General features: G+C 40.7%; 9 protein-coding genes and 1 pseudogene. 7 read left to right on the forward strand and 3 right to left on the reverse strand.

Going from position 1 to position 12639, the window contains the following annotated elements:
• Window position 1 precedes the first annotated feature (1 nt).
• The 3 genes and pseudogenes from G6W42_RS02350 to G6W42_RS10790 form a co-directional block, all read right to left on the reverse strand.
• Window positions 2–1324 carry an NFACT RNA binding domain-containing protein gene (locus G6W42_RS02350; RefSeq protein WP_194172803.1) on the reverse strand — a complete coding sequence of 441 codons (1323 nt, stop codon included), beginning with the start codon at window positions 1322–1324 and terminating at the stop codon, window positions 2–4.
• Window positions 1325–1395: 71 nt separating this feature from the next.
• Window positions 1396–2661 (reverse strand): methyl-accepting chemotaxis protein, encoded by a 1266-nt coding sequence (locus tag G6W42_RS10785; RefSeq protein ID WP_430640590.1) that lies wholly within the window; start codon window positions 2659–2661, stop codon window positions 1396–1398.
• Between the two features lie 33 nt (window positions 2662–2694).
• Window positions 2695–3372 (reverse strand): annotated as a pseudogene (locus G6W42_RS10790) (cache domain-containing protein); the annotation flags it as partial.
• Between the two features lie 384 nt (window positions 3373–3756).
• Between G6W42_RS10790 and G6W42_RS02360 the strand changes: the two are divergent.
• The 7 genes from G6W42_RS02360 to G6W42_RS02390 all read left to right on the forward strand — a co-directional run bounded on the left by G6W42_RS02360 (window position 3757) and on the right by G6W42_RS02390 (window position 12637).
• Window positions 3757–5868, forward strand: a complete 2112-nt coding sequence (locus tag G6W42_RS02360) for a TonB-dependent siderophore receptor (protein WP_194172805.1) — start codon at window positions 3757–3759, stop codon at window positions 5866–5868.
• An 83-nt stretch (window positions 5869–5951) separates the two neighbouring features.
• On the forward strand, window positions 5952–7217 hold the full coding sequence (leuC, locus tag G6W42_RS02365) for a 3-isopropylmalate dehydratase large subunit (protein ID WP_194172806.1): 1266 nt from the start codon (window positions 5952–5954) through the stop codon (window positions 7215–7217).
• 411 nt (window positions 7218–7628) lie between these two features.
• Entirely contained in the window at window positions 7629–8225 is a 597-nt protein-coding gene (locus G6W42_RS02370) for a leucine-rich repeat domain-containing protein (protein ID WP_242042674.1), read from the forward strand.
• Between the two features lie 186 nt (window positions 8226–8411).
• Entirely contained in the window at window positions 8412–8987 is a 576-nt protein-coding gene (locus G6W42_RS02375) for a molybdenum cofactor guanylyltransferase (RefSeq protein ID WP_194172807.1), read from the forward strand.
• Window positions 8980–9948, forward strand: coding sequence for a phospholipase A (locus G6W42_RS02380; RefSeq protein ID WP_194172808.1), 969 nt, complete (start codon window positions 8980–8982; stop codon window positions 9946–9948). Before G6W42_RS02375 ends, G6W42_RS02380 begins: the two co-directional genes overlap by 8 nt.
• Before the next feature lie 167 nt (window positions 9949–10115).
• Window positions 10116–11510 (forward strand): GntP family permease, encoded by a 1395-nt coding sequence (locus tag G6W42_RS02385; protein ID WP_194172809.1) that lies wholly within the window; start codon window positions 10116–10118, stop codon window positions 11508–11510.
• Window positions 11507–12637 carry a glycerate kinase family protein gene (locus tag G6W42_RS02390; RefSeq protein ID WP_194172810.1) on the forward strand — a complete coding sequence of 377 codons (1131 nt, stop codon included), beginning with the start codon at window positions 11507–11509 and terminating at the stop codon, window positions 12635–12637. Before G6W42_RS02385 ends, G6W42_RS02390 begins: the two co-directional genes overlap by 4 nt.
• Window positions 12638–12639: the final 2 nt, after the last annotated feature.

Below are 12639 nucleotides of genomic sequence, written 5' to 3' on the forward strand. Positions count from 1 at the left end.
TTTAGCCTTTATTTATGATGATCGTTTTGTAGTTTGTGTAAGTGACGTTTGCGCCATTTTCACGCCTTAAATTTTCACGTTTGGTGTAATCCACCTCATATCTGCCAGCCCCTTTTACGCTAAATTCCACGCAAATTTTAGCCGCCATCTCTAGCACGTCTTCTGGCACTTTGCTTTTGTTTGTCTTGATGATGACGTGAGCGCTTGGGGCGTCTTTTAGATGAAGCCAGATGTCGTCTTTTTTGGCAAGATCGAGCAAATTTATATTGCCTTTTTCGTTTCTGCCAACTAAAATTTTAAACTCTCTAACGTAAAAAATTTCAGCATTTTCGCTTACATCTTTTATCTGATGTTCTCTTTGCTTTGCCTTGTTTTTTGGACTTAAAATTTCAAGCTCATAGGCGCTATTTGCCTCTTTTAAAAGTGACTTTAGCCCCTCATAAAACTCGATCTTTTCACTTAAATTTCTCTTTTCTATCTCCACACCAAGGGCTTTTGCTCGAAGTTTTTTTGATCTTGTATAAAATTCATTTGCACTATTTTTTGGCGTATCGCTAAGAGTTAGTTTTATCTCTTTGCCCTCAAAATCTTTTAGGCAAATTTCTCTCTCATAGCCCTTAAAATTTGCCAAATTTGCAAGCAAAAGCGTGCCGTAGTTTGCAAACTCCTCGCTCTTTTTCATGAGCTCATCTTTATCTTCAAGCGAGTTTAAAATTTCTCTCATGCTATCTATCTTTTTTTGCACGCTAGCAAGCTTTGCCTCTTTTAGGCTTGCTATCCTAGCCTCATTTATCCTAGTGGCTTCGCTTTTAAAAAATACCTCAAAGTCCCTTATAGGCTCGCATGGCTTTTCTTTTATAGCAATGGCTAGCAGTTCTTTTAAAACCTCGCCAGTTTCTATCTTGCGGTAGCTATTGTCGATATGCCTTAGCGCCTCGATGATGATGTTGTTTTCGTCAGTTATCACGGCGTTTGTAAAGCGGCCAGTAAATTCAAGATAGAGGATGAAATTTTCGCTTTTATATGAGCCACTTTGTGTGCAGGTAAATTTTAAAATTCTATTGTCTTTTAGGCACTCGACGCTTTTTATATGTGAGGCGTTAAAGCGCTTTTTTAGGACATTATCAAAGGGTGCTTGATAAATTTTCGCCTCTTTTAGCTCATCATCTTTGTAGATAGCAGAATTTGACTTATTTAGATCAAAAATGATCTTTTCGCCGCTAAATTCGATAAGTATAGCCATGTCGCTTACGCGCTTTGCTTGGCTTATCTTTTTAAATTTTGATAGATATTCTGCTATTTGAACTAAATGTGCGTACTTCATGCGGGGATTATATCAGAAATGTTGCAAAAATGTTTTAACAAAGAGTCCTAGCTGGTTTGCTAGGACAAAAGTTAAAATTTGTTTTTAGCGACCTCTTTAACGATTTGATCAGCGATCTCATCGACCTCGTTTGTGGCTTTGTTTGTTTGATTTGCCACTTCAAGATTTTCTTTTGTTAGATTATCGATGTCAGCAACTAGCGTGTTTATTTGAGCGATCGCTATGGTTTGCTCGTTTATGGCTGCACTCATATCATCGATGTTTTGCGTTAGGATATTTGCATTTGCTTCGATCTCGCCAAGGCTCTTTTGAGTGCGCTCAGCCAAATTTCTAACCTCATCAGCCACAACCGCAAAGCCCCTGCCATGCTCTCCCGCACGTGCTGCTTCAATGGCAGCGTTAAGGGCTAGTAAATTTGTCTGATCGGCGATATCGTGGATGATGGTGATGATATTTTTTATCTCCTCAGACTGCCTTTTGACATCATCAGATCTTGCATTTACCTGCCTCATAGACGCACTCATCTGCTCAACCGCAGCCGCACCCTCAGAGAGCGATGTAGCACTCTTGTTTGCTTTAGTCGTTAGCTCTTGCATGTAGCCTTTTAGCGCTTTAGCGCGGTCTTCTAGCAGTTTTGCGACATCTTCATTATTTTTTAGCATCTGCGCGATCTTGTCACCAAGCGCGTCGATGCCTTTTGCGATGACGCCATCGTCGTTTATCCTGGCTGTAAAGTCGTTTTTAAAGTAAATTTCTAGCGCTTTCAAGATGTCATGCTCATTTGAAGCGATATTTGTCTTTAGTGAGTCACGTAGATCGCCAAATGCCTCTTTTAGTTTTAGCAGAGCTTGGCTATTTGTCGTCGCTTCAAGCGTCGCTCTAAAGTCGCCACCTTTTATCTTGCTTACAAATTCTTGCGTTTTGGCTAAAAACTCGCGCTCGTTATTTAAATTTTCTTTTGTGCTCTCGATGTTTTCATTGATGATGCTAGCCATAACGCCTAGCTCGTCGTTACTTTTTAGCTTGATAGGCTCGACGTTTGAAGTTTTGTTGTTTATAAATTTAAAGACCTCGATTAGCCCGTTTTGTATCGTTAAAACTGGTCTTAAGAAGTATCTAACGACCACCATAATAGCGATGATGACCGAGATCAAAAATAGGCTGAACATCAAAATTTGCTTGTTTGAAGCGCTTTTTATCTCAGCTACAAACTCATCAGCATCAGCCACTATACAGACGTTCCAGCCTGTTAGCTTTTGGTTTTGGCAGTAGATGACGTTTCTCATACCATTATGGAAAAATAGCGAAACCTTGTCGTCCTCTATGCTCTTTTTCATATTCTCTTTGATGAGATTTTTGTAGTTTTCATCTTCTTTTGTGATCAAATTTATATCAGGATGAACTATCACTCTGCCGTTGTCATCGGCGATTATGATATTTGAAGTCTTAGTTGTTTTTATCTCTAAAAGCTCCTGGCTAAAGCTGTTTAAGAAGATATTTGCGCCAAGGACCGCTACAAGCTGGTGCTTGTCGTTAAATATTGGAGCGTAGGCAGTGATGGTTAAATTCTTTGTCGTGACATCTATGTATGGCTCTGAAAATCCAGGCTTTTCGCTGCTGCTTGCACCTTGAAACCAAGCCCGCGTGCGACCATCAAAATTTGGTATCAAAAATGGCTCGTTGTTTTTCAAAAGATCAGTCTTTATGACGTTGCCATTGTCTGCGTAGCCCACAAATAGCGCGTCAAATGGCGAAATGATAAAAGCCCCCTTTAGTGCCTCGGCTATATCGTCCCTGCTAGTATAGAGCTTTTTATCCTCTATCTCTTTTGCAAAGTTTTGCACCATGTGAAGTCTTGACTTTAAAAACTCATCGACAAAGTACATCGTCGATTTAAGCCCTGTTTTTCGTACGTTGTTGTACGACTGAATTTTTTCCGACTTGGAATTTGAGTAGTTTATGCTAAAAAATATGCCTATGCCTATTAGCATCCAAGCTGTCAGCAAAAAGGCTATCTTGTTAGACAAGCTAGAAAATAGTCTCTTCATCTTAAATCCTTTTAAAATTTTCGGCGTATTTTATAATAAAAATTAAATAATATCTCTTAATTTTTATTTTTAAGAAAAAATGGTAAAAAGTAGCTAAATAACGTTAGTTGTGATAAATCTTAATAAATTTTGTTGATTTATTTATCCAAAGTAATAAATGGAGTATTTTAGGGATTTAGAATAAAATTTAAGGCTAAATTTTACGTTGAATTGATTTTAGTCGCTTAAATTATAATTTTAAAATATACAAATAATAAAAATAGTGTTTTTGTGCGATTGAGAAATTTTCATAAATATAATGTAAATTAATTCATTAAAAATTAAATTTCAATTTTATATAATGATAACGATTTTTAAAATAATTAGTTTTTTAAAGGAGAATAATTGAGTAAATTTCGCGTTAGCATCGCACTTTGTTTTGCGATTTCAGCTTTAAATGGCGCTGATGTAAATTTAGAAGGCGTGAGCGTAGAAGATAGCGCGGATGATGGTTACAGGGCGACAACGAGCGAAGTTGGCAAGACAAATACACCTATTCTCGAGATACCGCAGACCGTAAACGTCGTGACAACCCAGCAGTTAAAAGACAAAAAGCCAGAGACACTAGCCGAGAGCCTTCAAAACGTGAGCGGCATAAGCTACGCAAACTCGACTGGAGGGATATTTGACGCAGTTTTGAAACGTGGATTTGGCAAAAACAGAGATGGGTCGATCATGCGAAATGGCATTTCAGCTGGCGTTAGACATAGTTTTAATGCAACCGTGCAAACAGTAGAGATGCTAAAAGGGCCAGCTAGCTTGCTTTACGGCGTGCAAGACCCTGGCGGGATCATAAATTTAGTTACCAAAAAACCGCTTTACGACTTTAGTCATGAAATTTACGCTGGTGCTGGCAACAACCACTACTACAACTATGGCTTTGATAGCACCGGACCTATCGGAGAAAGTGGCTTTGCATATAGATTTATTTTCGATCAAAGTGGCAAACACTACTGGCGAGAGTATGGCAAATTTAAATCCCTACTCGTAGCTCCAAGTATCAGCTACAAAGGCGACGACTACCGCATCGACGCTGCCTACTCATACGGACGCTACACCGATCCGCTTGACCGCGGTAGCTATATGGTGACAAACAAAACTGCCGCATATAAAAACTGGGACGGCAAATTTCTACTAAGCGATCCAAAAAAGAGGCTCGATGAGAAATTTAACGAGATAAAGGGCGAAATTCACACATTTGATGTCGGTTTCGAGAAAAATTTGAGCGAAAATTGGCTTTTAAAAGCAAACTACGCCTTTACAAGATCAATGCACGAGTACGGACAAATGAGGGTTAGAAATTTTGCTCCAGCAACTGGCTTAGTCACTAGAGAAAATTCTTACTATTACGATTTTGAGCACAGAACTCACGCTGGCGGGATAAATTTAAACGGCATAGTTGAAACTGGCCCCATCTCGCATAACCTAATAACAGGCGTGGATCTAAAAGAGGAGCTTCGCCGCAGGGCAAATTCTTACAGAAGTCAAGGCGGAGCAAATAACGTAAATTTATACAACCTTGTATTTGGCACCGCCTCTTTAGTAAAAACACCAAATCAAAACGACAAGCAGTATCAAAGGATACGCAGCATCGGCATATACGTGCAAGATAATATAAATTTAACCGAAAATCTAATCTACGCGCTCGGCTTAAGATATGAGTACTACGATCAGCTTGGTGGCAAGGGCGAGCCATTTAAAACAGCTACCGACAGCCATGGCGGCAAGCTGATATATCAAACTGGCCTTCTTTATCTACTAAATAAAGAGTGGTCGGTCTATGTGAACTACGCTCAAAGCTTTAAGCCGCAAATATCTATGAATGACGATCTTGGCTCGCTAGACCCTGAAGAGGGCAACTCTATCGAGCTTGGAAGCAAATTTCAAAACGATAGCATTACAGCTACTGCAGCCATTTTTGATATCAAAAAGAAAAACGTAGCCTACAGCCTAAACAACATCACTTACGCAAGTGGAGAGGTGCGCTCACGTGGCTTTGAGCTAGACGCAAACGGCAAAATAACAAAGGGGCTTACTTTAGGGACGAGCTACGCTTACACAAAGACAAAGACTCTAAAAGACGAGGAGAACACTTGGAAGGTTGGCAAGCCATTTGACGCCACACCAAAGCACCAAGCAAGCTTGCTCGCAAACTACGACTTTACCCACCTTGGGCTAAAGGGCTTTAGACTAGGCGGTGGGGCTAGATACTTTGGCTCATGGTTTGCCTACTCAAATTCTGGTGACGCATACAAGATGCCTCATGCTGTGACTTATGACGCATTTGCAAGCTACACAACTAAAAATTCAGGCTATGAGACAAATTTCCAGTTTAATGTGAAAAATTTGACTGATAAAATTTACTACACTTCTTACAACTCAGAGGGCAAAAATATCCTAGCCATCGTGCCAGGATATGGCAGGCAGTTTATGCTCACCGCATCGGTTAAATTTTAGTTTCACTAAGCCTTTTGGCTTGGTGAATTTTCTTTAAATTTAGCTATTTTTGTTAAAATCGCCACAAAATTTAAAGGAAATTTATGAAACAAACCATCACAGAAAAAATATTTTCAGATCATGTTGGCAAAGAGGTAAGCGCAGGAGAGATCATCGAGAGCAAGATCGATATGATCATAGGTAACGACATCACGACGCCTATTTCGATCAAGCAGTTTGAGCGAAGTGGCGCTAAAAAGCTAGCCAACCCAGACGGCTTTGCCATCGTGATGGACCACTACATCCCAACAAAGGACATCCTAAGCGCAAATCAAGCCAAAATTTCACGAGAATTTGCCTACAAACACGACCTTAAAAACTATTTTGACGAAAAAGATATGGGTATCGAGCACGCGCTTTTGCCTGAAAAAGGTCTAGTCATCCCAGGCGACGTCATCATCGGCGCAGACAGCCACACCTGTACGCACGGCGCTCTTGGAGCCTTTAGCACCGGCATGGGTAGCACCGACCTAGCTTATGCGATGATCACTGGTAAAAACTGGTTTAAAGTGCCTGAGAGCATCAAGGTTGTCTTTAAGGGCAAACTTGATAAGCACGTCTATGGTAAGGACCTCATCCTTGAGATCATCCGCCAAATAGGCGTTGATGGCGCACTTTACAAGGCACTTGAGTTTAGTGGCGAGGTGATAGAGGGCCTTAGCATGGATGATAGATTTTCAATGTGTAACATGGCTATCGAAGCTGGCGCAAAGAGCGGTATCATCGCAGTTGATGAGATCACAAAAGAGTTTTTAAAAGATAAAAATTTACGCGATAAACCAAAATTTTTCTACTCAGACGAGGGCGCAAAATACGACAAAATTTTAGAGATAGATGTCACAAACCTTGATCCAGTCATCGCATATCCATTTTTGCCAAGCAACGGCAAGAGCGTAAGACAGGCAGTTCATGACGATCTAGCTATCGATCAGGCATTTATCGGCTCATGCACAAATGGCCGTCTAAGCGACCTTCGCATCGCTGCTGAGATACTAAAAGGCAAAAAAGTAGCCCGCAAAACAAGGCTCATCATCACTCCAGCGACGCAAAAGATCGCAAGAGCTGCTGAAAAAGAGGGGCTTATCGACATTTTCATCGAAGCTGGTGCGGTTGTAAGCAACCCAACTTGTGGCGCTTGTCTTGGCGGATATATGGGCATTTTAGGCGCAAATGAGCGCTGTATCTCAACGACAAATAGAAATTTCGTCGGCCGTATGGGCGATAGAACGAGTGAAATTTATCTAGCTAACTCGGCTGTTGTAGCGGCGAGCGCAATAGCAGGTAAAATAGCCGATCCGCGCGATCTTTAGAAATTAACGGCTCGTCTAGCGAGCGTTTTTAACGGAGCTAGTAAAAATTTAGCTCGATAGACTAAAATGTCTTATCTTTGCTAAATTTTTACGTCGCTTCTGCTTGCAGTTGCGACTGCAATGGGAGCAAAGCCTTAAACCCATCTCACGATACTTTGCCTTATCTTTTTCACAAAATTTAGTGAAATTCCTTCTGTAAATTTCGTCACAAGATACAAATTTATATTAAAATTCTGCTACTTTGGTTTTTGTTTACTACAAATTTATAAATTTCGGATTTGAAAATGCAAAATATCGATACCATCGTCGAAGTTAGCGAATATAAAGGGCAAAAAAGCCTTATCATAAACTGGTACGCAGCTAGGCGATAGCTTTACGCCGCAGTATAAAACCGCGAAGCAAAAAAGAGCTTTGCTTGATCAGTGGTGTGAATTTTTAAGAAGCGAGCCAGATACGTTTAACGAGCTTAACTTTTGCACAAAAATGCCGCAAGAGCTCCTTGACGCGGTGTGCTGTCAAAGAAATTTAAAAAGCCTTCATATCAAATGGGGCTCATACGAGGAACTTGACGCACTGGCTAGCCTCTCTCACCTAAAGTCTCTTTTTATAGGCTCAGGAGCAAGAGTGAAAAGTATAGCACCGATCGCTGAATTAACCGGACTTGAGAACCTATATGTTGAGAATTTTCAAAAGATAAATGAATACTCTGCATTTTCAAATTTGCAAAATTTAAAGAGCTTAGAGATCAGCGGCGACGGACTTTCGCCTAAATTTATTCACATAGATAGCTTAGAGTTTTTACGCCAAATGCCTAAGCTTACCAGCCTCGTGATCTTAGTAGCAAGACTAAAAAGCAAGGACTATTCGCCCATTTTATCTCTAAAAGAGCTCACTCATCTTAGCTTGCCGCCACAGCACGCACTTTTTGGCCTTTTTGACGAGCTTAGCTCCTTGCCAAATTTAAAAACCGGTCTTTTAAAAGAGAGGGCTGAAATTTACAAAAAGTAAAGCCATCTATAAATTTTAAAAAGTTGTAGTAGCTGGGTTTCCGCTAAATTTGCCATGTTTATTCTTGTTTTATCAAAATGTACTCAAATTAACAAGCCTTTTAATGAGTTGTCTATAAATTTAAAACAAGATGAGTTAGAAAATTTGGTTATACTTTTGTAATTTTTGAAATTTAAAAGGATAAAAATGCAAACTTGCATCATTTTAGCAGGTGGCAAGAGCTCACGCATGGGGCAGGATAAGACACTTTTGCCATTTGGGGGCTTTGAAACGCTCACGCACTACCAAGTCTCTAAATTTAGCAAAGTCTTTGATGAGGTTTTTGTAAGCTCTAAATTTGAGAAATTTACTCCACCGCTAAAGCTCATAAAAGATGAGAGCAGTGAGGAGTATTCGCCGATGTTAGCGCTTTACTCTGTGCTTAAAAGCTTTGATCATAGCGTCTTTATCATCCCAGCTGATATGCCATTTTTTGATCTTGTAAGTCTTGACGAGCTGGCTAAATTTAAAGATGAATTTGACATGGTCGTAGCTGGCGATGATGAGCATATCCACTCGCTTTGTGGCTTTTTTAGCCCAAATTTAGCCACATTAGCCAAAGAGCTTTATCTAAAAAATGAGCATAAAATAGGTCTTTTAAGAAAAAGTTGTAAGCTTAAGGTGGTAAATTTTGAAAATAAAGAGCAGTTTTTTAACGTAAATTTCCCGGAAGAATACAAAATAGCAAACGAAATTCAAAAAAAGGAGCAAAAAGATGCCTAAATTTATACTATTTTTGGCTCTTGGCTTTAGCCTTTTAACAGCAAGCGAACTTAACGAGTTTCAAAAGGCGCAAGCACTTGAGCAAAGTGGCGACATAAAAGGTGCTATGCAAATTTATAAAAGCATTGCCGAAAACTCTATAAACGCGCAAAGTTTAGCCTCTCAGGCTAGTCTAAATGCCGAGCCAGCGACGCCAGAAGCAAAGGTAAAGCAGGCTAAGATCACACAAGAAAACAAGGCCGAGCATCATCTACAAAACGCACTTGGCATAGAACTTTATAAATTTAACTACCTTTTGCCAGTAACTTACGCCAAAAATATACCAAACGATAGCAGAAAGAGCGTTGAGACCAAGTTTCAAATAAGCCTTGCAAAGCCGCTATTTTATGACGTTTTCGGTCTTAGAGAGAGCCTTGTAGCGGCATATACGCAGACTTCGTGGTGGCAGATCACTAAAAAGTCATCGCCGTTTCGCGAGACAAACTATCAGCCAGAAATTTTCTTAAATTTCGCCTCACCAAAATATCTAGAGAAAATCGGCGTCCAAAACCTAAAATTTGGCCTTTTGCATGAGTCAAACGGACGAGATGGCTCTAAATCAAGGAGCTGGAACAGAGCCTACGTGCAAAGTGACTTTGTTTATGGCAACTTTAGCGTTTCGCCAAGAGCTTGGATAGTCGTTGGCGACAAGGGCGATAATAAGGACATTTTAAAGTATATCGGACACGGCGACGTAAGGCTTAGCTACAACCTAAACGACCACATCTTTAGTCTAATGCTAAGAAATAACTTACATTTTGATAAAACAAATAAAGGCGCGGCCGAACTTTCATATATGTTTCCGATATTTTCAACCGGCGTTTATGGCTATTTGCAGTATTTCACTGGATATGGCGAGAGCTTGATAGACTACAACAGGCACACAGATAAGATCGGTCTTGGTTTTGTTATTTTAAAATAAACTTAAATTTTTATCCAAAATAAATGGCTAAATTTGGGCAAATATTCATAAATTTGCTCAAATTTGTCAAATAAATTTAATTAATCAAAAAACTTAAAAAATCAGAAAAAATATAAGCAAAATTTGCTAAAATCCTCATCAATAATCTCACAACAAAAGGAGCTTTCATGAGCGGAATGGCTTTGATCGTATGTTTTGTTATCTCGATCATACTTATGATCGTCATGATCTCAAAGCTCAAGGTGCACCCATTTTTGGCACTTATGAGTATATCTTTGGTGCTTGCGATCGTCGCAGGTATTGATCTATCCAAGATCCCAGCGATGATAGGCGTTGGATTTAGCGGTACGTTTAAGAGTATCGGCATCGTCATCATCTTTGGAACGATCATCGGCACAGTGCTTGAAAAAACGGGAGCTGCGCTAAAGCTAGCGGACATGGTCGTAAAGCTAGTCGGACAAAGACGCCCTGAGCTTGCTATGCTTATAATGGGCTGGGTTGTCGGCATACCAGTATTTTGCGATAGTGGTTTTGTCGTTTTAAACTCTATTCGCGAGGCGCTTTATAAGAAAATTTCAGCAAGTCCAGTTGCTATGTCAGTCGCTCTAAGTGGTGGCCTATACGCATCTCACGTCTTTATCCCACCAACTCCTGGTCCGATAGCTGCTGCTGGCACACTTGGCCTTGGCGGAAATTTACTTCTTGTCATCATTATGGGTGCAGTAGTTTCGGTGCCTGTTTTGGTAGCTGTTTATTTCTTTTCAAAAAGCATCGCTAAAAGCGTAACTATCAGCGAGAAAGAGGCTGATGCTACGATAACAGCTAGCTACGATGAGCTTTTAAAGAAATTTGGCAAATTGCCTAGCGGATTTTTAAGCCTTGCTCCTATCATCATGCCTATCATCTTCATGGCGGTTGGCTCTGTGATCGATGTTTTGGCAAAGCAAGGCATGCTTGATAAAGCTACACTTTTACCAAAAGTATTTTTATTTTTAGGTAACCCTATCATTGCGCTTGCTATCGGCGTGATCTTTTGTGTATTTTTACTAGCTGAAACTAAAAAAATGAGAGAATTTGACCACATCACAAACGAATCATTAAAGATAGCTGGTCCGATACTCTTTATCACCGCAGCTGGCGGCGTTTTAGGCAACGTCATCACTGAGGCAGGATTTGTAAATTTCATAAAAGAAAATGCCTCAGCTATAAAAGCGGTAGGAATTTTCTTCCCATTCATCATCTCAGCCGCCCTAAAAACAGCTCAAGGAAGCTCGACCGTGGCTATCATCACGACAGCCTCTATCATGGGCGCATTTAGCGATGGCAACTCGCTCATGCACATACTTGGCTTTACGAGCGAAATTTCAGCCGCACTTTGTGTCATGGCGATAGCATCTGGTGCGATGTGCGTATCTCACGCAAACGACAGCTACTTCTGGGTCGTGACAAACTTTAGTAAGATGACCGCAGATCAAGGTTACCGCACGCAAACAGCGATGACATTTATCATGGGCGTTGTTGGAATGATCAGCGTTTATATACTATCTTTGGTGCTTTTATGAGAATTTTGGTTGCGATAGATTCATTAAAAGGCTCGCTAAGCTCGCTTGAGGCGGGCCTTGCTGTAAAAGAAGCCCTTGAAGACTTTTGTGACGTCGTCGTAAAGCCAGTGGCTGACGGCGGCGAGGGCAGCGTGGAGGCTATGGCTGATGCGCTTGATGCGAAATTTATAGATACCATTGTAAAAAACCCGCTTGGTACTGAAATTTTAGCTAGATATGCCCTAAAAGACGACCTCGCCATACTCGAGATGTCAAGCGCTTCAGGACTTACTCTCATAAATCCTGATGAGAGAAATCCTATGAAAACTAGCACATTTGGCTTTGGTCAGATGATAAAAGATGCCATTAGTAAGGGTGCTAGGAAATTTATCATAGGTATTGGTGGAAGTGCGACAAATGACGCTGGCACAGGCATGCTAAGCGCTCTTGGATTTAAATTTTATGATAAAAATGGTGTTTTGCTTGAGGGTAAAGGCGAGGATCTAGCTCAAATTTGCGAGTTTTCAGATGAAGAAGCGCTAAAAGAGCTAAAAGAGTGCGAATTTTTAATCGCCTGTGACGTGGATAATCCACTCTACGGCCAAAAGGGTGCAGCCTACGTATATGCTCCACAAAAGGGTGCAAATGGTCGTATGGTAAAGCAGCTTGATGAGGGGCTAAAACACTTTGCAGGGCTTGTTAAAGAGAAAAATGGTACTAAATTTCACACGCAAAAGGGCGCTGGAGCAGCTGGCGGACTTGGCTTTGCTTTTGTGGCATTTTTGGGTGCAAAGCTTAGGCCTGGTATCGAGATCATCACGCAGACAATAGCACTTGAAGATGAGATAAAAAAGGCTGATCTTGTCATCACTGGCGAGGGCCGCATGGACTTTCAAAGCTCTATGGGCAAGACCCCAACAGGCGTGGCAAAGATAGCTAAAAGGCACCACAAGCCAGTCATCGCGCTTGCTGGAAGTGTGCAAAGGTGCGCTAAAGACTGCCATAAGCACGGCATTGATGCGTATTTTTGCATACTAAATGAGCCAGCCACACTAGAAGAGGCCATGCGAAAAGATAATGCCATTAGAAATTTAAAGATGACAGCCGAGCAAGTTGTCCACCTTTATATGCTAAACCGCAAAGCATAAAT

The sequence above is a fragment of the Campylobacter concisus genome, from assembly GCF_015230015.1.
GTDB lineage: Bacteria > Campylobacterota > Campylobacteria > Campylobacterales > Campylobacteraceae > Campylobacter_A > Campylobacter_A concisus_AF.